The 22544-nt window shown below is 58.6% G+C and carries 19 protein-coding genes; all 19 read left to right on the forward strand.

Annotation, left to right across the window (positions count from 1 at the left end):
• The first annotated feature begins 405 nt into the window (after positions 1–405).
• The 19 genes from DM818_RS13970 (at position 406) to DM818_RS14060 (ending at position 22543) form a co-directional block, all read left to right on the forward strand.
• Positions 406–2604 (forward strand): hypothetical protein, encoded by a 2199-nt coding sequence (locus tag DM818_RS13970; RefSeq protein WP_153952839.1) that lies wholly within the window; start codon positions 406–408, stop codon positions 2602–2604.
• Between the two features lie 134 nt (positions 2605–2738).
• Entirely contained in the window at positions 2739–3134 is a 396-nt protein-coding gene (locus tag DM818_RS13975; protein ID WP_153952840.1) for a hypothetical protein, read from the forward strand.
• Positions 3131–3406: an HVA1 family protein gene (locus tag DM818_RS13980; RefSeq protein WP_153952841.1), complete on the forward strand. Its 276-nt coding sequence runs from the start codon at positions 3131–3133 to the stop codon at positions 3404–3406. The genes DM818_RS13975 and DM818_RS13980 overlap by 4 nt, the downstream gene beginning before the upstream one ends.
• A 79-nt stretch (positions 3407–3485) precedes the next feature.
• Positions 3486–6320, forward strand: a complete 2835-nt coding sequence (locus tag DM818_RS13985; protein WP_153952842.1) for a hypothetical protein — start codon at positions 3486–3488, stop codon at positions 6318–6320.
• Between the two features lie 30 nt (positions 6321–6350).
• On the forward strand, positions 6351–6740 hold the full coding sequence (locus DM818_RS13990) for a hypothetical protein (RefSeq protein WP_153952843.1): 390 nt from the start codon (positions 6351–6353) through the stop codon (positions 6738–6740).
• A 45-nt stretch (positions 6741–6785) separates the two neighbouring features.
• A complete protein-coding gene (locus tag DM818_RS13995) occupies positions 6786–7652 on the forward strand; it encodes a phage major capsid protein (protein WP_153952844.1) in 867 nt (288 codons plus the stop codon).
• 15 nt (positions 7653–7667) lie between these two features.
• On the forward strand, positions 7668–8195 hold the full coding sequence (locus DM818_RS14000) for a hypothetical protein (RefSeq protein WP_207105427.1): 528 nt from the start codon (positions 7668–7670) through the stop codon (positions 8193–8195).
• Complete coding sequence (locus tag DM818_RS14005; protein WP_153952846.1) at positions 8195–8704, forward strand: hypothetical protein; 510 nt, start codon at positions 8195–8197, stop codon at positions 8702–8704. Before DM818_RS14000 ends, DM818_RS14005 begins: the two co-directional genes overlap by 1 nt.
• On the forward strand, positions 8701–9288 hold the full coding sequence (locus DM818_RS14010; RefSeq protein ID WP_153952847.1) for a hypothetical protein: 588 nt from the start codon (positions 8701–8703) through the stop codon (positions 9286–9288). Before DM818_RS14005 ends, DM818_RS14010 begins: the two co-directional genes overlap by 4 nt.
• Before the next feature lie 111 nt (positions 9289–9399).
• Positions 9400–10722, forward strand: a complete 1323-nt coding sequence (locus DM818_RS14015; RefSeq protein WP_153952848.1) for a hypothetical protein — start codon at positions 9400–9402, stop codon at positions 10720–10722.
• Positions 10723–10745: 23 nt separating this feature from the next.
• Complete coding sequence (locus tag DM818_RS14020; protein ID WP_153952849.1) at positions 10746–11255, forward strand: hypothetical protein; 510 nt, start codon at positions 10746–10748, stop codon at positions 11253–11255.
• Between the two features lie 122 nt (positions 11256–11377).
• Positions 11378–11797, forward strand: a complete 420-nt coding sequence (locus tag DM818_RS14025) for a hypothetical protein (RefSeq protein ID WP_153952850.1) — start codon at positions 11378–11380, stop codon at positions 11795–11797.
• Between the two features lie 455 nt (positions 11798–12252).
• Positions 12253–16854, forward strand: a complete 4602-nt coding sequence (locus tag DM818_RS14030; RefSeq protein WP_153952851.1) for a hypothetical protein — start codon at positions 12253–12255, stop codon at positions 16852–16854.
• A gap of 66 nt (positions 16855–16920) precedes the next feature.
• Positions 16921–17376: a hypothetical protein gene (locus DM818_RS14035; RefSeq protein WP_153952852.1), complete on the forward strand. Its 456-nt coding sequence runs from the start codon at positions 16921–16923 to the stop codon at positions 17374–17376.
• Positions 17377–17378: 2 nt separating this feature from the next.
• Entirely contained in the window at positions 17379–18782 is a 1404-nt protein-coding gene (locus tag DM818_RS14040) for a hypothetical protein (RefSeq protein ID WP_153952853.1), read from the forward strand.
• A 167-nt stretch (positions 18783–18949) separates the two neighbouring features.
• On the forward strand, positions 18950–19489 hold the full coding sequence (locus DM818_RS14045; RefSeq protein WP_153952854.1) for a hypothetical protein: 540 nt from the start codon (positions 18950–18952) through the stop codon (positions 19487–19489).
• 165 nt (positions 19490–19654) lie between these two features.
• A complete protein-coding gene (locus DM818_RS14050; RefSeq protein WP_153952855.1) occupies positions 19655–20008 on the forward strand; it encodes a hypothetical protein in 354 nt (117 codons plus the stop codon).
• The gene (locus tag DM818_RS14055) at positions 20005–21699 is read left to right on the forward strand and encodes a baseplate J/gp47 family protein (RefSeq protein ID WP_153952856.1); all 1695 of its coding nucleotides are present in this window, start codon (positions 20005–20007) and stop codon (positions 21697–21699) included. The genes DM818_RS14050 and DM818_RS14055 overlap by 4 nt, the downstream gene beginning before the upstream one ends.
• Positions 21689–22543, forward strand: a complete 855-nt coding sequence (locus tag DM818_RS14060) for a hypothetical protein (protein ID WP_153952857.1) — start codon at positions 21689–21691, stop codon at positions 22541–22543. Before DM818_RS14055 ends, DM818_RS14060 begins: the two co-directional genes overlap by 11 nt.
• Position 22544 lies beyond the last annotated feature (1 nt).

Raw genomic sequence — 22544 nt, forward strand, 5'->3', positions numbered from 1 at the left:
GGGGGGGGGGGGGGGGGGGGGGGGGGGGGGGGGGGTAGTCGCGAGTATCGTGTCAGAAAGTTGACAACAAGCAGTCTTGCTGTTGGTCGATGGGGACCGGTTCGATCGATTCAGGATTGGTTCGATGGAGATCATCCATCCATCGTCCATCATCCATCACCACGTTCCCCCATCCACACAACGTCGGCACAGAGTAGAGGGGTCCCCTCAGACCACACCCAGTTGTATACAATAACGTACTGGAACACTATAAAGTTGTCGGAACTAGTTCATCGTTGTATCCTACAGGGTGGTGTCGCACACAACCCGTGTTTGGTATACGTCGCTGTCTGCGCGCGCCTTAAAAAGGGACGTGCTGATTACGGATAGAGTGAGTGCCCGTGGTGGGGGGCTCGGTTTTCTCGTATGTCACGTAATCCATTCACAGACGCTGCATCAGGCGTCGCCGAACTGTTCCGGGTCGACGACGAGGCGCAGCCTCGTGATTTCAAGCGCGTCTCAACTGATGCGCGACGCCGACTCCGGGACACAGAGCGCCCTGATGATGATATCACGGAGTATCGTCGGCTGTATGAGACGAACCCCCTGATTTCCACCCCGCTTGACGTGACGATGGACAAGGTGTGGGAGGCAGGCTACTACGTCACAGCTGCGACCGAAGAGATCGAAGAAGAGCTCGAAGAGTTCTCCGAGCAGATCGGCTGGATCGGTGGCAACCAGAAGCAGGACCTGCGCCAGTTCGGCCGTGACGTGATGCTCTCGAACTACTTCGTCCGAGGCACGTTCGACGGCGAGAAGGTCGTCGACGACGACGGGCGCCATCAGGGCCTGTATCCGCTTGGTGTCGAGACGCTTGAAGCCTACACGAAACCCGGCAAGAGCATCTTGCTGGCTCCATCGGACACTGACAAGGATAACGCAGAGACGACAGAGGATGGGAAGGCAGCAGCGTTCATCCAGTTCGACGATGGTATCCAAGCGTGGGGCGACCGTAAGGAGCGCCGATTCACGCGTGAGGAGGTAATTCACTGGCCACGTAAGCCGGACACGAACGAAGTGTTCGGCACGTCCCGGATCGAGCACGTCTACGAGCGTGCGCTCGCACTCGAGGCCAAATACCGGGACAACGACGACGCCATCGCGATGAAGGCATGGCCGATGGTGCTGTTCCAGCTCGGTAGTGAGGAACGTCCGTGGAACAAGAACGAGATGACGGACTTCATGGACAAGTACGACACCGATGAGTTCGGCCCAGGCATGTACCACGGTGTCCCGGGCGATGTCGAGATCCAGGAGTTCGCTGGCGAGACGGCAGACATCGATGATGCAGTGACGAACGACGTCGACACGATTCTCGCCGGGATGCCCGGGCCGAAGTTCTCGCTCGGGGCATTCAATGATGACTCCGTCGGGAACGCGGTTGCTGCATCCCAAGAGCGCCAGTTCCGTCAGCTCGTTCGCGGGCTTCGGCGTGACATCGAAGGGATCCTCACCCAGTATTACCGTGAAGTTGCGGTCAGCTGGGATCTCGTTGAGGAGGGCACGGATGAGTATCGCTCGATCGAACTCCACGTTGGGCGACCGCAGGGTGACGTAGCACCTGAGGATATCAACGGCAACATCGTTCGCTACACGTCGGACGTATCGCCGACACAGCAGGATGGCCCCGGCGGACAAGCTAGTGGGCCCGATGGAGCGATGTCTGACGGTGAGGGTGGCGGGAGCCCAGACCAGGGTGGTCCGAATGCCGTCCCCGATATGGCGAACCTCTCCAGTGCCGAACTGTCAGCGCGTGCATCCCCAGACATGGGCATGTTGGCGGACAACGCCGAGTTGGCTGATCCACGGCTCGTCTCAACGTCGTCCATCGTGTCGACGCTGCTGGACATCTTCCGCTCGCTCATCCCCCAGGTTCGCGACCGTCTCATCGATGAGGTCGAGGGTAGTGGTGACGTTGGCCAGATGAGTGGCGATGATCTCCGTCGCCGAGCAGGTCAACTGTTCGCTGAGGAGTGGGCTGATCTCGGTGGCGACCGTGCAGCGCGCCAGCAGTTCGACACGGTTGCTCGCGACACGTTACAGACGATGCGACAGCCGTCCCACTCTCCGCAGATCTCGCGCGAGTTCGATGATGGATTCCGTGACTTCTCCCGGTCACAGGTCGAGGCATTCCGCGACGACATTCGCGGTGTGATCGGTGAGATTGCGGAGTCGGTTCGCATCCAGCAGGCGACTGGAGGCTCGTGGCCGACGCGTGTCCGCTCCCAGTACAGTCAGGAGTCCACGGAGCAACGACTCCGTGTGATCGCTCACATGCGCGCACAGCGCCTTGTGAACAACACGAAACTCAGTGCCTACCGAGATGATGCGCGCGTCGTTGGCGTCCAGCTGAGTAATCCATGTACGAGCTCGACGACACCGCTGTGTGATTCACTCGCCTGTGAGAGTGATGCAACAGCGATGTTCGATGATGGGGAAATCGGCCCACAGTTCCTCAAACAGACGGAGGCGGGCACGGTCGATGGCTTCACCCCACTCCCAACGGCTCCCCCATACCACTACGGTTGTCGGACGGAAGTCGTCCCAGTGCTCCGCGACGAGTGAGATGGGTCGATTCCCGCGAAGTAGCGTGACGCGAACGTCGGAGAGACGACCGCTACAGGGTTGTTTGTAACCGTTGGGACAGTGAGCCCCCAGACCAGTGTCGGGGCAAATCATGTCCACCGTACTGTTGTCGCATGGGACGCTTCGACCCGACACGATTTCCCGAAGAGGAACCACATGATCTCCCGTTTGTCACTGGTGAGCAGACACTCGAGGAGCTGCTCGATCCGACGGCAACCGAGGTTGGCGACTCGGCCCTCGTGTTCGGACTAGCAGTGATGGACAACGGCGAGAGTCTCCACATCACACCGATCGAGTACGTTCGTCCGGTCGCACGCCTCTATCGTGAGGACATCTCCTCGGTCATGGATCTCCTCTCCGAGCTGGAGTACTACCACACGCTTGTGTGGGACGAGATGACGCCCGATGAGCGCCTGGAGTGCTTCAAGGTAGCAACGAACGACGAGCAACAGGCAGAGTCGAACGAGCACTATCTCTACATCGATGAATCGCTGTACAGTGCGTCATGAGAATCACCGCCTACCGCATCGCTGAGCTCGAAACGAAGTACAATCAAGGTGATCTCGTATCGCTGTCGAAGGGTGAGCTGGACGGAATGGTGGCCGAAGTGCAGGCTGTCCACACTGATCCATTCAAGCTGACCCAAGATGGTGACACGTTCCAAGCATCGACATCGTCTCCGAGTTACGTTGTCAGAACGGACGACGGGAGCACGTTCGTCGTGAACGCCGGCGTCCTCGATAAGCTCCCAGAAGAGGAGTATACGACGTACGACGCATAGCTGTCGTGCTCCTTTATAGGGAGCTTGGTGACTACGGATGAAGTGAGTCCCACCGGGGGAGAGACCGTCGCGCCCTCCTATGTCTTTCGACACAGTAGACTATGCAGGTGTTGGCACAGCGACGCTTACGGCGTCTGAGCTAACAGCTGGTGAGTCACACACGATTCACGGCATCGCTATTGCACCCGGCGACGTTACGCACGGGAAGTCTGGCGATGTCAAGGTCTGGACAGCGGAGGGACTGGAGATGGCAGCGGAGACGCTTGCCAACCAACCGCTCGTTCGTGATCACCGGAACACGGCTGAGGGGAAGGTCGGCACTGTCACCGAGGCATCGTTCGCGCCTGGTGTCGGTGTCATCTATGAGGCCGAGATTGCAGCCAACTACGCTGAGCTCGCCGAAGACGTGCAGAATGGCGTGCTCGAAGTGTCGGTCCGTGCCCTCCACCCCGAGACCGAGCACCTCGAACAGACCGAGGAAGGCTACTACGTCGTTGACGAGCTGGTGTTCGACAATCTCTCGCTTGTCACCAAGGGAGCGTCCCCGTCGAATACCGCCAATCCGGGCTCACATCCACAGTTCGACGAGGCTGTCGCGATGGCAGCGTCTCCGGACACGGCTGGTGAGTCCTGGAGCACGGCGACACTGGCTCGCCCAGCAGGCGATGTCGCAGACGTCGAAGCAGAGCTTGACGAGCATGAGATGCGTCCGGACTTCGTTGCCCCCGCATTCGCCGAGGGCGACATGGTCCAGTGGCAGGTCCGTCCGGGCCTGTTCGGACGTGTCGACTACATCCATCGCGAGCGCAAGGTCCTCGAGGTTTCGATCTACGAGGAGATGGACGGTGAGCTCGTCTACACCGGTCACACGCTGAATCCTGCCTACACGGATGTCGTCCACATGGACGACGATGACTATCCGGGCGACGGTCCGGGCGAGCAGATGGACGGGAAGCAGCGCGAGCTCGACGGTGAAGAAGAGGCCTCCGGAGACTACGGTAGTGGGAGCGATGTTCCCGACGAGTATCTCTTCGAGACCAAGGAGGCAGCCATGGAGAAGGCCCGCGAGATGGGCCTCGATGATGTCCATGAGATGGACGGCATGTGGATGCCTGGTGGTGACCACTCGGCATTCACCGATGCTGCTGACCTGGCCGACATGTCTGCCCTCTCTAGTGGCACGCAGGTCATGTGGGAGACGCAGGGCTCGCCGGCCTACGGAAAGATCCGAGAGACGGTCGGTGACGACGGTGAAGTCACCGAGTCCGACCTGACCTCGACCGATGGTGATGGTGACAGCACCGTCGTCAACGGTCCCGCAGCGATCATCGTCCAGTACGAGGCTGGCGACGATGGCTGGGACGCTCGGACCACCGATAGTGGTGCGGAGTTCACTGTCGCACACGAGCTGGATGCACTGACCGTCGTCGACTCCTTCGAGGAGAACGCGCTCGAACGTGCGTACTTCTACGATGCTGAGTTGGCCGACGATGATGACGAACTCGACCAGGTCTATTCAGACTGGTCGGACGCAGTCAACATGACTGCCTCCTCGCTCGAGACGTGGAGTGAGCACCCATGTGCTGACGAAGGGTCGACGGACCCGTCCGCTGTTCGCAAGCGGAACATGAACCTCCTGACGACTGACAAGTCTGACTGGGGGAGTGACGAGATCAGCGATGCGAAGCGGACGATCTCGTTCATCGAGCGGATGTCGGCGTCGGAGAACAAGCCCGACGATCCGAAGGGAGGCAACGTCGGAACCTGCCCGAGTGAGTGGGCAATCAGCCTGCTCAACTGGGCGTACAATCCGTTCGACTCGATGCCGGGCGGTGACCCCGATCCGGACACTGAAGAGAACAGCGTCAACACTGGCGACGTTCCGATGGACGCAGCGCAGATGTCGAGCAAGACGGTTGCCGGCGTCACGTTCATCGACACCAAGGGTGGGAAGCTCGACGAGTCGGAGATCCCGAACGACGGCTTCGAGCCCCACTACCTGTTCCCGGCCGAGAACAAGTCCGATTCCTCGTACCCAGTTGTCGATAGTGACGGCATGCTTCGTCGTGGAAACGTCGAGGCTGCACATGATCTCGGCGCTCGTGGAGGCGTCAGTGACTCCGAGTTGTCGGAGAAGCTGCAGGCCCTCAACGGTGAGTTCGACGATCAGCCACTCGACGAGGAAGAAATGTCGCGTTCGACCCAGCACGCGCTGCCGGTCGCTTCTGTTGCAACTCTGTCTAGCCATGACCCGGCTTCGGCGAGTGGGCAGGGGCAACATTCCAACGTACCAATGAAACAGATCAACTATCAGAACGTCGACGAGGAGGAACTCGAGAGTCTCGAGGACCCCGTCGTCGTCGAGTCCGAAGAACTGGAGGCCCTCTCGGATGAGGCCGACGGTCAGGAAACGATCGAAGAAGAGCTGAGCGAACTTCGCGAGAAGTTCGATGATGAGCGTGAGGCGCGCGAGCGTCTCGATGAGCTCGACGAGGAGCATCTCGAAGCGGTCGAAGATGCTGACGAGCCGGTCGTTCTCGAAGCCGAAACGCACGAAGAGCTCGAATCGCTCGTCGAGGAGACGGGTGAGCTGTATGCGGAGGAACTCGCTGGCCACACCGCATTCTCGGCTGAAGAGCTGATGGACCGGTTCCGACCGATGGAGCTCGCCGACAAGGTCGAAGACACCGACGGCGCGTCCATCGCTGACGAACTCTCGGAGTCCGATCCGTCCGATCCGAAGGGTGGCTCGGCTGAGTCCGAGGAACTCGAAGAGATCTCGGACGACGGAGAGTCCGAGGAACTCGCCCAGAAGCGCGAGGCGTTCGCCCAGACCCTCGAAGCCAATGGCTGGGAGAAGCAGGCCGAGGAGCTTCGAGAGGGCGAGATCGACCTGGACGACGTCCAGTCGTAACCACCGCAGTAACACAACTTTTCCACACACATGAGTCAGGATGCAGGCGACAAGTCCCGTCAGACCGGACTGTCCGACACGTTCACGAATAGCACGGATGCGACTATCCCCGCAGGCGCTGCGGTCGTCGTAACCGGAGAAAACGAAATCGCGCCCGCGGATGTCAACGGTGCGGGTGGCGATGTCGACGCAGTCGTCGACAGTGCGATCCCGCCGGGTGAGCACGGTACCGCACACCTTTCTGGAGCAATCTGGACGCGTCTCGCAGACGCAGTCAATGCCGGCGACGATGCCGGTGCTCCCGACAGTTCGTCCGGTGACTCCACGCCGGGCGAGCTCGAGGCTGGCGGGGACCGCCCCGTTCTCGAGACGGCGACCGACACGAACGGTGTCTACATCGGTCGTGTCCTCGTCAACTGATAGTTTTCTGATCACCCCCACCTCCCCGCTTTCAATTTTCCACCAATGAGTTCACAGACCCCCGAAGAGCTGTCCGTCAACTTCGAAGACATCGACGGCACGCTCAGTCAGCCAGTCCTCCGCAGCCGTGTGGAGGAGATCGTTCAGGAAACCCTCCACTACCGTGAGGCCTTCCGGCCGTACGATGCGACCGGCATTCAGTCGAATGTCGTTCAGATGCCCGTCCCGAAGGACGAGATGGGCAGTCCGAAAATCGTCGGCGAGAATTCCGAGTTCCCGCGTGACCAGGAGCACTACGAGCTGGAAGTCCTCGAGTTCGACAAGTACGGCTTCGAGGTCCAGCTGTCGATGGAAGCGCAGGCGGACTCGCAGAGTAACCTCGTGGCCAACCAGCTTGACCGTCAGGCCGAAGAGATGGCCGAGGAGATGAATCGCCAGGCCTTCCTGACGATTCAGAACGCCATCGGCGACGATGTCTATTCCCAGGATGGTGCCGGCTCGAACGGCGTCATGGAGTTCTCGGACATCCTCGCTGGTCGTGAAGCGCTCATGCAGCGTAGCTACAACCCGGACCTCCTCATCGTCGACGTTCCGGGTGTCCACGACCTCATGACGGCCGACAACTTCCTCGATGCGACTGACCAGCAGTCCTCGATGCGTCGGTCCGGCTCGCTCGGTCGGACGGCCGGATTCGATGTGATGGAGGCCGACGACGGTCTCAACATCACCGGCAACGACAACCCGGGCGCGGTCATGATCGACACGAACTACTTCGGCTGGGAGGGCGAGCGGACGCCCATCACGGCCGAGGAGTACGACGAGAAGCGCAACCAGTCGGACATCTACCGCCTGTTCAACCGCATGGGCTGGCTCGCAACCCAGTCCGATGCTGGTGTCATCATCGAAGGGTAGCCCCTTCGGTGTCGGTTGCAGCAGTCACAGCGGTTCACCCCCATTTTGTCGCACATGGTTTCGGATCCATCTCGGTACTCTCCACGGTACGTCGGACTCGACGAGATTCCGACAGATACGACCGAGAGCTATGACACCGAAACGAAGCGCCGTGCGCTCTACCGTGCCGAACCGGCCTTTGAGTCGGATATCAACGGTGGCGACCCCATCCCCCAGGAAGATCTTACGCAACTCCACACGGTTGCGGTTGCAACGCTCGCGACGTTCGAGCTCGTCCAGGGAGCCGTCTCACCCGAGTCGGCAACGCTCGGCGATCTCGTCGATGATGGCGAACGCCGAAGCGAGTATGCCCAGCAGTTCAAAGACGAGTACGATCAGTATGTCAGCCGGATCAACAACACGAGCGACGAGCCTGGCAACGACGCTGTCTACTATGGCTCTACGTCTGCCACGACTGATTCAGTCGCAACGGGAACCCGGAGTAGTGGCGGAATGGAGCGTCGGTATCCCTTCCGACGTGACGATCGCTTCCCAGACGACTGATGTTCGACACTGGAGTGACAGGGCAGGTGCAGTTGGAGCTGCTCGAAGAGGGGATCGAGGATCTCGAAGATCGTCGAGGCTCGAATTCCATCCAGTCAACTGTCAGTCGTCAACTGTCGGCCTCACTGCTTGAGACGGTCCTTCCCTCGGCACAAGAGCGGGCACGGAAGTACGTCGGTGAACACGCGTCCTCGATCAAACCGGCTCGATCCGCTCGTGAAGGGAACCGACACGCTGTCGCACTCAAATCCGATGATCCGGTCGTCTCGTCCCACGAGTTCGGCTCCGGTGTCCACGGTGGAGCTGGTGCATACCGGATCGACCCCGGCGGGGACGATGAAGCACTGACGTTCGATGGTGCTGATGGCCCGGTCGCAGTCAGCTATGTTGTCCATCCCGGTGTTGAGGGCAAACGGTTCCTCGCCCGCGAGATGGACGATCTTGGCGGTGACGTACTCGGTGAGATTGCCGATGAAGTTGGCGACACAATCGGGGACGCAATTGAATGACAGATATCGAGACCATCCTCACGAGCATTGCGTCGGTGCTCAATGAGCACGATCATATCCCGAATGATCTGTCCTACTCGGTTGTCGAACTCGACAAAGAGGGCCAACACCGCGACGTGGAGCTGCCTGTACTCGAATTGAAGCTCGTCCGGGCCGAGAAAGACGAGTCACGCAATACGACTGCAGTCGGTGACGTGACCGACGAGAACGAGAATCACACCGGGACAGAGCACGAAGACTGGTGGTCGGCCGTCGTCTACGCCGATATTCTCACCCCAGCTGGACAGTCCCCGCCGGCCCGAGCAATCGGTACGGAGGTCCGCGACGTGCTCAAGATCTACGACACGTCATCCCTCGACCAACCGCTTCCCGATCCATCGGGTGAAGGAATCCTCTCGGACATCACGTCGTTCACCAGATCCGAGATTTCAACGCAGAACGATTTTTCACTGTCCCACTCCCTTCGTGGTGACCGGACTCGTCTCGAGATCGACTACGAAGACGCCTACACGTCGAATGAACTGCTCGGTGACCAGCCGTTCATCGAGTCGGTCGATGTCGGTGAGATCGACGTTCAGGACTAATTGTCGCAGTCGGGCGAGCCACTGTCGCACGCCCGAGCAGCGTAGTAAGTAACCGATCGGCTGTGCCTGCCAGCCGATCGTTGTCTCCGCAGGCACTTTTCCACTTCATAGATGGTAACGACATACTCGAGCTCCGGCGTTACAATCGGCACCGACTCTGGGTCGGTTGCTGATGTGTTCGTCGGGCGAGAACAGTATCTCATCCTCCTGGGCGTCGGGAACGACAATGCGTCCGCTCCGGCCAACACGGTCGAAGAAATCGCATCCCGGTCCGGGGCAGAGCAGCAGTTCGGTTCGGGTTCGGACATCGCAACCGCATATGCCCGAGCCCGCGCCAATGGCGCAAATCCGGATTACGTCAAGGGAATCCGTGCTGAGACGACTGAAGCCGTCGAGTCGTCCAGTTCGTCCGCAACGGGCACCCTCGCCGATGCACCGGTCGTTGGTGGTCGAGGGACCGTCAGCGTCACCGACACCGGCGACAGTGTTGAGCTGACGCCGATTCCCCGGTATGAATCCCCGGTCGACGCTCCGGACGACGAGGGCGTCTTCCACTACAACCCGAACACGGGCGAGTGGGCGACCGCGAGCTCGGGGAGCTACGACATCACGTACGACCATGCAGACTGGGCATCTGCAGCTGACGCCCTGTCTGCAGGACTTCGTGAGAACGAGTTCGCAACGGTATTCCCGCTCGTTGCGAGCGACGACGTCAAGACGACGCTCGATTCGGCCGTCGGCGACATGCGGAAAGACCAGGTCAAGCTGGCAACGCTGTTCGCTCCGGCAGAGCCGAACGAGACGACCGATGACGGATACGCGACGCTCGATGGTGTCAGTTACGAGGCACCCGTCGACTCGGACTACACGTTCCTCTACGCGCCGGCGTCGAAGCGAGACGCGCCGGGTCCGCTCGAAGGGTTCGGCTTCGCTGGCGACCTCGCTGGCAAGGCAACTGGTGCTGACCTCGACGAGCCGATCTACGGTGACCGGCTGATCAGCGAGTCCGAACTCGGTGATCGCAACGTCAACTCGGCGGATGTCGAAGAGATCCGAGCCTCGAACGTCATCCCGCTGAAGAACGCCAACGGTGTCAAGCTGAAAGACAACCAGGCCAGCTTCGAGATGCCCGGAGACGGGACCGAGTGGGAGCGCGACTACTTCACTCGACGCGTCGTCGACGTGGTCATTTCCCTCGCGAATCGGATGAGCGGGGACGCACTCGGCGGACTCGTTGACGACGACTCGATCCAGGACCTCCAGGAGCAGCTCGTCGTCGGCCTCGACGACCTTCGACAGCTCGGTATCCTCGAACCGCGGGGCCAGACGGTCGAAGTGTTCGAGAAAGACAACAACACGGTCGGTGTCGACCTCGCGATCACGCCAGTGGGCGTGACGAAAGATGTCGACGTTCAGCTGACCGTCGCGGTCTGAACACCGCACATTTCTGACTTTTCATGGTAACCAAGACAACCCACGAGGAGCGCGTAACGGGCCAGAGCGCGACGCTCAAGTTCAGTGACCCGAACGCTGGTGGCACTTACGAGCTCCCCTTCGAGAACGTTTCCTGGTCCCGAGACATCGGCACGACCAGTACGCAGCACAATGGCTCCCTGAAGGAGGTCAAAGCGACGACCTCGATCACCTTCTCCGGATCCTTCGAGTACTCCGGTCGAAACTACGATGCGCTGAATGCGCTCGTGTATGGTTCGACGGCGAACCCGACCGGGAGTGCCGAAATCGAATCGCATCGCCCGGTTCGCGGAACGCTGTCGGTCACGGAGGAGGTCCGTGGCCCAGACGGCGAGACGACGACCTACACGTACACCTTCAAGAATGTCCAGGTCACCTCCACCTCGCGGGATCTGCCCGCGACGGACTTCGCTTCCACGTCGATCGACTGGGAAGCGGAAGACATGATCATCACGAAGGACGGCGCCAAGCCCGGGTCGAGCTACGGCTACTGAGTCCCGGCTCAGTATTCCTCCATTTTGTCGCACATCGCCCCACTGTGGGGGCGCGACACGGCCTCGCCGTGACCACAGGACAGGAGATTACTACTATGCAGGAAGTAGAAGCACTAGACTTCATGACCCGCGTCGTCGACGACGACGGCGCACAGGGCGAACGGCGCGAGAAAGTACTCGAAGCAGCTGACGGGGCAGCACTCACCGTCGAGCTCGTCGAGGTTGACCGGGGCTACCTACTGGACCAGGTCCAGAAGTTCCCCGACGACATGCTCGAAGCGCTCACCGAGGCGGACGATCCCGAAGAGGCAGAGCGCCGGGCAGAGGAAGAGAATGTGATGAGTGGCCTGGATGGATCGACGATCGATGCGTTCGAATCCATCTGTGCGCGCGGTATCGAGCACAAAGATCTCACCAGCCAGCACATCGAGCAGATGGTCGGTGCCTTCGGGCTCGAAGTGCTGTTCCCGATCGGTGCAGAGATCATGGAGATCTCGATGGGAGATGACGGTGGCGTGACGGATTTTCACGAACCCAACTAGGCCAGGAGCTCTTCACGGCTAATCAGTGTGGATACCACTTCACCATCACTGAGCAGCAGGAGTGCTCGGCGTGTCAGGCCACAGGCAGCCGTGTCTGGCGTCCAGCGTGGATTCCGGACGAGGAGCCCACATCCTACCGTGGCCGGCTTACGCACGCACTGGGGCGCGCTCTCACCGTCGAGACAGCGTGTCCGGAGTGTGGTGGTACTGGGGAGATCGAAGTCACCCGCGATCGGACCCTCGATGAGCTAACCGGACTCCAGCGGGAGTTCCTGTTCCACGGTTGGGCAGAACGCCAAGAGGGTGGCGAGGAAGCACAGCAACAGAATCACCCCAACGCTCAAGCCCAGGCCCGTGGCGCAGGCGTTGGCGGGGCCCCATCAGCAGGGTCCGTCCCACAGAGCCCGTCTCCATCTGGCTCCCCACCATCTCCACGGCGCCACTGAACTCGCGATATGATTCCTGACGAAAATAAACTCGTCCAGCTCGTCGTTAACGCGCGTACAAAGGGTTTCTCTGCTGCTCGAAAGCAGATCGACCGGATGAAGGACGAGGTCGATGATGCCGAAGAATCACTCGACCGCGTGGCAAACACAGCGAAATCGTCAGTCGCTGATGTTGCTCGGATGGCCGAGGAGACGGCCGACGAGACGGAAGAGCTGGCCGACTCGTTCCGCCAGAGTGCCAACGCTGCCGATGTTGCTGGAACCGGGCTCAAGGGCCTCCAGTCGGAACTTGCCTCGACTGAGCAGCTGCTCCACGAGGCGAAGGAATCCAACGACGAGTTCAGTAAGTCGTTCAGACGTAACGTCGCAAATATCGCTCGCGGGTATCGAGACCTCCCGAATCTCGACGATGTCGATAACATTCACCACATTCGGGAGCTATTCCGCGATGCAGACCAGGACTCGATTCACGACCTTGCCGAGCGGATCGACGTTTCTGAAGACATCGATGAATCACGGGAGAACGTCAATGACGCCATCCGTGAGTACAAACAAGCGCTCGGCTCGCACGACGGTTTCGGTGAGTTCGACTCACTTCGCGAAGGTAGTGACATCGACCCGGACGAGCAGACGAACCCGATAGACGACTATCGGGATCTCCGCGACCGGATGACGTCCGTCCTCGGGGAAGATGCACTGGACTATGAGTTCATGAAGTCGGCCTTCGGGTCCGATAAGTTCCGTGACAACCCGTTCGAGACCGGAAAACCGCCTGTTGCGAATAAGACGATCAGTGACCTCGCCCAGGACGCTGGCGTCATGGACGAGGCAGCAGAGTTCCTTGCAGAAGATCTCGGGACCAACGACGCGAATGCGTTTACGTCAGGGGCCATCGGAAAGCAGGCTGCATCCAGTCTGAACCAGAACGATACCGGGCCTGCGAGTGTGGAGGGGGTCGTAGAGACCTCTGTGGGCTCACCGCTCGATGATGAGTCTGCCTCGTCCATCGAGCTTGAGGAGTTCCGGGACATGGTCGGTGAGGAAACGCTCACACAGATCAGAGAGTCTCGGCGTGAGTCCATCCAAGAAGAAATCGATGCGCTCAAAGAGGGCACAGATCTGACCGAGAGGGACCACGACCGTATATCGGAGCTTCGGCAGAAAAAGAAGCGAGTCCCCTACGAGGCGCGGATTGCGCGGGAGCTGCGAGACGATGTGCAGACACTAGAGTCGGAGATGCGCGACTTCGACGGTGTCGAAGAGGCAAAGCGTCAGCTCCGGACGGAGATGCAGAACATCGTCGACGATGCAGACAGTGACACCGATCTGATTCGTGCGATGCGTGGGATGGGCGTCACTGATGAACAGGAAGACGCCCGGAAACTCGACCAACTGGACCTGTTCTCCCAGATGGTCGGCGACTTCAGCGATGAGACACATCGCCATGAAGTCGACCCTGACCGAAGTCGGAAGCCACCCGGTGCAGCGTGGTTCCAAGATCTGTTCAACCAGATGGACCGTCGGAACTGGTCCGAAGACGGGCTCGAGTATGAAGTTGACCGCTTCTTCAAAGAGAAGGTCAGAGACTCAGACGAGAGTCTGCAGGACTACCAGCGGACCAAGAAGAGTGATGAGACGACGGTTCGTGACGACATGCTGGAGACGGTCCAGCGGATTCGTGAGTTCACAGATGACGACGTTGTTGATGCACTCTTCGAGAATAGCTTCGCTGACAACGACGCATCACGTGACGTCAAGAAGCAAGACCTGTTCGACGATCTCGATATTGATACAGGCAATATCCGAGACTTCGTCGATAGCGACGCGTTCAAGAACATCGCTACAGAGGACCTCGAAGAGTTCATCGACATCCTCCGCGAGTATCCAAAGGTTGCAGAGGAGCTCGCTGATGTCGATGATGGCTACGTAATCAGTGCGCTCAACGATCTCGATGTCGCTGAGCACGAGCAGTTCGTCAGCGATCTCGAGGATAACGACAGCGGACTCGCTGGGATGTACAGTGAGTTCGCAAAGGGCAACGCCGTTTCGCCGAACAATACGCCCGATGCGATTCGTGACCGCGTCCGTGAGCACCTGCAGTACACGCGTGGTGGCGCAGCCGAGGGTGAAACGTCGATCACACACGGCACCGTCTCGATCATCAGTGACGCGATCGAGGATGTTGTCCCCGGGCTGACCGACGAGGATGAATCGTCGATCACGATGTCCGGCATCCCGCGCGAACTGCTGAATGCGCAGTTGTTCGCCAACATGATGGAGACGGACAACAAGATGGCCAAGCAGCAGATCTCGGACATCATGGGCCGTGTCCAGCGTGGGGACTACGGTGACGCCACGTCACTTATCGAGACCGGCCAGTTCAAGGAGGAGTTCAGCCGTGACGTTGAGACGAAGATGTCGAAGATCTTCGACGACGATCGCCTGCCAGGCGACATCAGTGAGGCAGTCCGAAGATCCCTGACAGATTCCCTGGACAAGGACAATATCGACACTGTCGATGATATCCTGCAAGATGCGACCGAACTGTACAACATCGGCCACGCCGGGGCCGACGTTAGCGATGTTACGCGAACCGAGTCCGATCGCGTCACGCAGGAGGTAGCAGATAGCCTGAGTGACACCTACGAGAAGCTTCTCACTGAAACGGTCGGGCCAGAGCTTCTGGACTCGATGCGACAGGCCAACTACGTTGAGGGCAAGACACGCGAGGAGATCCAGGGCGGACTCGGCGACGTTCCGTTCATCCCGAGTAGCGATCGCGCGATCCGTGCAGGCCGTGATGTCCAACGCCAGCGCGACGGTGAGGCAATCGGGATGCAGTCTACCCGAAGCGGACTAATGAGTCTCATTCAGGGCGTGTTTTCCGGCCTGAGTGGACGCAAGGAGACAGCAAAGACGTACAAGCGTGTCGAGAATGGTGTCGACGCTCTCCGTGGGTCGATCAAGAAGCTCATTCCGGTCCTCGGGATCACGTCGGCCAACCTCGGTATGTTCAACGTCCAGATGAGCCGGGCCGGTGTGGTCATCATGGGCCTCGGTTCGATGATCGGTGCTGCTGGTGGAGCTGTCCTCGGCTTTGCGACTGCACTGACGGCAGCGTCGGCTGCTGCTGCTGGCTTCATGGCAGTCGGCGCGCTCGGCTACCTGGAGCAGATGGAGGAGAACCTCGCTGGCGTCTCCAACAAGCAGGAGGCGATGGAGGAGCTCACCTCACAGCTCCAGGAAGCAGCGATGGTTGCGATCGAGCCACTCCAGAATACGACTGTCAACGGGATGAACTCGATCGACTTCTTCATCGCGTCGGTCCGCAACGGACTGCAGATGCTGAACTCGGCGTCGATCACCGCAAGCAACATTCTCGAATCTGATTCCGGGAGTGAGTTTGTTGCGGAAGTTGGCGATGCGCTCACGACTGGTGACGGTGGGCTTGGCCGTGCATTCCAGAACAGTGCATCGAAACTACTCCCCGGTATCACCGACATGATTGTCGGGTTCGCAGAGTCACTGCCAGATCTCATCAACGGCATGACATCGGTGGCCAACATCCTCGGGAATGCGTGGGGGCCAGCAATCGACAAGACGCTCAGAATGTTGCCGATCCTCATCACCTACGGTGTTGGCTTCCTCTCGATGATCGGCCGGCTTGCTTCGGTGCTACTCACTGCTACATGGGCAATCACCGCGACGACGGATGCCCTCGGCAACTTCATGCAGGCAACGATCAATCTCATTCCCGGCCTTGACGTTGAGATTGATCTGACCCGACAGCTGGCTGGTGTGCTCGGGCTGGTGGCTGGTGCATACTACACCCTCCAGCTGTTGAAGTCCATCCAGATCGCACTCAACAGTACGATCATCGGAACGATCTGGGCGAAGGTTGCAGCCTACGTTGCCCAGAACACTGCTCTGGGCGCTCTGATTACGAGCAACCATCTCTACTCTGCGTCGATGATGAAATCACTCGCTGCAACGGCAGCCTCAACGGCTGCTGCCTATGCCCGATCTGGAGCACTGTATGCACTCGCTGGGGCACAGTGGGTAGCAACGACCGCGACAGGTGCGTTTACGACAGCACTGAGCGTGCTGACTGCCCATCCGATCATCTTCGCGATTACGGCCATCATCGCTGTCCTCATGGCACTGTATGTGGCCTTCAACGACGTGTCGGGGATCGCTAAAGCATTTGACGGCTACCTCGAGAAAGTCGAAGATCGGTTCATAGGCCTATTCAATTGGGTTGAGAAGCTGGATAGTGGCCTGACCGGACTTGGCGTAACGCTCGATGGGATTGGGCCGAAGTTCGACAAGCTCGGTGGTGGCTTCCTTGGCTCCGCTGGGGGCTCTATTGGAAGCAAGCTGAGTAGTGTGGGTGGCGATGCGCTGGGTGGTGGGCCCGGTGCTGGTGGTGCAGGACCATCCCCGGGCGGTTCCGCCGGTATCGGTGGCGGAGGTGTGGGCCCAGCTGCGATGGCTGGTGGAAGAGGCACACAGCAGATCATCCTCAAGCTCGGTGGCGATCTGGACCGTGTCGTCGGCGATATCGCCAAAGATGTCGTCAGCGGGCAGGTCGGGTCGTCGATCGACTACTAACTCTCGCTCCGACGTTCCCGGTTCGTCGCATGGACAGGCTACCACGTTCAGCTACGGGTGAGTGCAGTGGGTGACATTCCGGTCTCTGATCCGCAGAAAAACAAGCGGATGGCAGCATACCTCGCGACGACCGAAGCCTCTGGTGGGCCGGTTCTCGAATTCAAGGAAGCATTCGATGATCCACTCGTTTCACTCAGCCAAGAGAAAAGAACTGTCGAGCATGATGTAATCAGTGGTGCAACGGACGACGATGAGTATGTCGTTCAAGTGATGGGTGAAAAGCCAACGGAGATCACGATTACGGCCATCATCACCCAGTCCCAGGTTGAGACTGCACGGGAGTTGACTAGTCGTGACATCATAACTGTTCACACGACAGAATGGATCGGGGTAGCTGCTCCCAACAGTATAAGCATCGACCCACGGCGTGAGAAACACAATGGGAACTGGTTGTACGATGTGACATACGATGTCACTGAGACGGAGGAGTACCTCGATTCCAGATATGATGAGGAGGCCTAACGATGCCAACAGTACAGACCATCGATCCAGAGTTCAATTTTACAGGCACTGGACGATTTAGTTGGCTCACAGACGAACAGGCCGATGAAGCGCGGGACGTGTCGACCGGGCAAGATCGGACAGATGTCGGTGTAACTCCTATCGAAGATCTCGAAGACGCATTCGGACTGACGAAGATCAAGCTGGAGCGGACATATGCTGCTGGGGGCTCAACCTGCGAGCTGACTGGCCATGTCCCATATGAAACGAATACTGGGTTCCTCAAGCAGGCCACACAGCCAGACGCACACCTGTACCTTGAGCTCGATCTACGAGTCACGACCGACTCGGAGGAACAAACGTCTGGCCGGCTGTTCACCGGTGAGATGACAAAGGCCACACTCAACGAAGAGCAGCTGCTCACCCTGACGTTCACCGATAAGCGATATCAGCTGAACCAATACGGCGTTGAGCTCAACACGAAGAAAGGCGATGCGACTGTCGATACCATCGTCAGGAATATTCTTCGCGATGCTGGCTTTTTCCCGAATGATGATTTCGTCATCAACATCTCAGACCCAGTGACGGTGAACAGTAACTACGGGAAGGATGGGAAGGCGACACTAATCAACGTCCTCCGGGATCTTGCAGAGCAACAGGATGCGATGTTGTGGATCGATGAGTACAACACCATCCACTTCGTCGACCAACAGTCTCGCGAGAAAGAGGTGTACATGCCGATGGGCATCATCTCGTACAATGCTGGCCAGGGAACAGCAGACACGAACAGTGTGATCGTGAATACACCACACGATGACACTGGACTGAATCCGTGGGGCGCAACGACAAGGGAGATGTCACAGGGCAGTGCAAGCGTCAAGCCCGATAACCAGCCTGAAGCAACTGGGAAGAAGCTCACTGACAACAATGTGTCTGCAATCGGAGCACAGAACCGAGCACAGAACCGACTCGCGACACAGCAGATGGCGACCGACTCTGGTGAGCTCGAGATAGTCGGCGACCCGCGTATCACGCCACTCGACCAGATTCAGATCGTTGATCCGCCGGTTGCATCACCAATCGGCCCTGGAACGTACACGGCCAAGCGTGTGACACACAAGATCAGTGCCTCGAACGGGTACACGATGAATATCAGTCTTGGAAAAGACATCGAACAGATATTCCAGTCGATCTACAATCAGAGCGATGTGAACAAACAGGAGCCGAAGGAGGGTTCACTCTGGAGTAAGCTTAACCCGAGAAAGTTCAAGCTCAACGCCAATCCGTTCACGTTCGCACCCATTGAGTTCGGTGAACGCCTCGTGAATGAGAACATGAGAAATCTCAGGAAGAGCTATCAGCTTTCGACTGGCAATTTTGAAGCATTCGATGACGAGGATGACGACGATTCGGACACCAATTCATGAATGGGCAATCACTCGGAACGGTACTTCGTAACGACCGGAAGCAACAGCGCTCGTCGGCAGTGCTGTGTAACGTCACGACCGTCTACCCGCATGAGGAGCCGACGGATCCACCCCTACAGGTCGATGCTCGTGCCCGAGATTTCTCCAGTGAGTATCGAGGCATCCCCGTGGCAGCTAGCGGGCAACACGGTGCCGTCGCCGTGCCACAGGAAGGCGACTTCGTCTGGATCGACCAGATCCAAAGCGAAGGGACATCGTTGGCTGTGACCGGCATCGTCCATACCAATCCCGAGAACGAGCCAGTTGCACGCAGTGGCCAGTTCCGACGCGAGTTCGAGCGCCCCGATGGAGAGAATCTGTACATCGAAGCAGAGCGCCGGGACCACGCCGGTGGGACGCCCGACACTGTCAGATTCGCACTCAAGCCAGACGGGCTGAGCGATCCGACGACGGAGATCGCGATCGACGACGCTGGTGAGACGACTGATGTCTCCATTGTTGGAACCGGCGACCTGTCGATCGACATCGATGGCGACGTGACGGTCAACGCTGACGGCCAGATCACGCTTGGTGAGGATGCTGCCGAAGCACTTGCAGCGTGGGACCACCGGCATACGTTCAGTGCGACTGACTCTGCGGGCAACTCGGTGTCTGGCACGACCGACACACCGGATTCGAGCTCGAAGACTGAGACGACGGTGAAGTAGTTCCCGTAATGTTTTAGTACGTCACTACGTTTTGATAGACTACAGGGAGCGGTCGTCGGCGACCGGTTTTTATCGTGGTCTCATTGTCGCATTCGTCATTCCAACGGTGCCCAGTTTCGGTGATGGGGTATCGGTTGTCGCACTGTCCACGATGGACTGATTGTCATGACACCGGACAACAACTCACTCGGCATCGTTCTCGACGAGCAGTACGATCTGAAGATTTCCGACAATAACGGACTGGCAACCGAGAGTGCTGTCTCGAAGATGCAGAGCGATCTTGCATACCGACTTCACCAGACGGTCCTTCCGTACATTGGCGAAATCCCGACAGACGATGCCATTGCCGACCTCGCGAGTGTCGTTGGTGGGACGATCATTCAAGACAACCGGATCACTGAGATCATCGGAGTCTCGGTGGACGACAACACCGACCGGTACAGCATCGAGATTTCCTACACTGTCGAATCCGTCTACGGAACGGTGTCAGACACCCGCACATTCACTGATTCACTATGAGCCTGTTTACCCCCAGATCCGTCCAACAGATCAAAGCAGAGTACGAAGATGACCTTACCAGCCGGATCGACCGTCTGACCGACTTCGATGATGCCAGCTTCGACGCAAGCTGGATCGAAGCACACGCACGCCAAGTCCACAAGACCGAGGTCCGAGCACTGGCTGTCCAACTCTCTGGCTTCGTCGACTACGCTGGGTACAGTGACTTCACAGAGGCACAGCTCGAAGATCTTGGAATCACCACCGTCGATCCCGAGCAGCTGAACGACCTGATGGACGATCAGGCACTCGATGAGCTCGCCAAGACCGTCTCCGTGACCCGTGAGCCAGGGACGAAAGCGACCGGGACTGTCACCTTCGAGGTTACGTCAGATGAAGCGACTATCCCCGAAGGATACGAGATCGGGACGCAGCCAGATCCAGTCACTGGCGAGTATCTCTCCTTCTACGTTGACGCCGATGGAGACGGTGAGATCAGCCCGGATTCCGAAGCCGGCGTTACGCCTGGGTCAGGTAACGATACGGTGACTGTCGACGTCATCGCAGCAGAGATTGGTGCCACGTACAATGTTGGTGCAGGTGCCGTCTCGTATCTTCCTGCACCTGTTCCCGGTGTCCGTCGAACTGAAGATTCGAGTAACATGACTGGTGGGACAGATATCCAGTCCAACGAGAGCCTTCGTGAGGATATCAAGGGCGCTGTCCCACAATCGACTGGCGGGGGAACGCGGGCAGGGATCATCGGATACATCGAATCAGGTGCAGATGAGAATGTCGACGTGAAGACAGACGAATTCACTGACTCTGCACCATCGTATGTCGACGTTGTCGTCAACGGTGGCGATACTGAACTGATCAAAGAGCTGATCGACGAGTCACACTCACTCGGCGTTCGACATAACCTCGTCCGCCCGATCGGGATTCGGCTTGGGGTGATGGTCGACGTTGTTGGGCGAGGCACAGATACAGCTGATCTCGAACTGACTACGATCGACTATATCGACGATCTCGATCTCGGTGGGACGTTCTCACAGTCAACCTACACTGGAGAGCTCCTCCGTGCCGGGCCGAATATCACGTCCGTTCCGACGACAACAACGTACATCACGAACGTCGAGACGGAGTCGTTCACCCACACGAGTGGCGAGACATACACGCCTGAATTCGCACCGTTCGGTGTCGTCAACGGTGAAGAACACCAGTACAGTAGCTCGAAGACGACCTACAAGACGTTCTTCGATGAGCTCAATGCAGCGTCAGTGACGGTGAGTGCGATCGTCGACGACTCTCGTGTGACACTCTCCGGTGGAGGCACAGATTTCACTGTCGAAGATACGGACGGCGATGGAGCCAACGATGCAATTGTGCTGACCGGAACCACCGATCCCGATCCAGGGACGCTTCTCACAATCGATTACGAGCACACCGACTTCGGTGTCGTTAGTCTCAGCGATGGGTCACAGACGTACGAGGCGGGGACGGACTTCGATCTGGTAGACACGAATGGTGACGGGCTCGCTGAAACGCTGGACTTCTCGCAGTACAGCACGATCGACGATGGGACAGAGTTGACGCTCAAATATGCTGCAAACCGGACGTTCCTCGGCGACTTCCGTGCATCGGTTCGACAGGTCTTCCGACCAGATGCAGACAATATCAACGTGAGCACTGGAGTCAATAATGGTAACTGATCGAACCGTTGAGCTGTTCGACGGGCCACTCCCGGCTGGTGACATCATCGTCGAGGGTGAAGAGCACGTCTATACAGACTACACGGATATCGACGGGAACGCAGACCCCGTGTTGACGTATCAACTCGGGAAAGCGCCGGTGCTACGTGTCACGAAGGTTATAGCGAACCTCAATGGCGTGAAACGGACACTCACCCGTGGAGACGAATGGGAAGTCGTTGACGACAACGGTGATGGTCGCCCCGACTCGATTCGTCTCATCGACCCCGAGGATTTTCTCACGACGGGAACAACACTGAGTGTCACATACGTTTCGAAGTCGATCGTCTCACGAATCACTGATGCGTCTGACAGTCAGATCGACCGATTCCTCGATCTAGCCGACGAGATCATCGACTCGAGGCAGATCGACCACGCAGATGGGCGGAATTTGGACCGACAGGGCGAGATGTTCGGGCAGATTGGTGGGCGTGGTGGGCGAAACGATTCGGAATACCGGACACTGCTTCGGACCATCGTTGAGTTGTTCAACGGGCGTGGAACGCGGTCTGGCATGAAGCGGGCCGTTGCGATCGCACTGGACATCTCGACTGATGATGTCACCGTCATCGAAGACTTCGAGCAGAACGGCTTCACGGTGTCAATCAGTAACGTCGATACAGGTGTACAGACAACCGTCCTGAATGACCTGATCCAACTTGCCAAGCCATCGGGGATCAGTGTACTGGAACCGCCTGTGCTCGAGCTCGGTGGCACCATCAGCGTCAGTGCTGATGGCTTCACCGTTGTCGACGAGACAGCTGGTCTTGGTACCGGGACGTTGGGCGACGGTTCGCTCGAGTAGC

It is taken from the genome of Halosegnis longus, assembly GCF_009663395.1.
GTDB lineage: Archaea > Halobacteriota > Halobacteria > Halobacteriales > Haloarculaceae > Halosegnis > Halosegnis longus.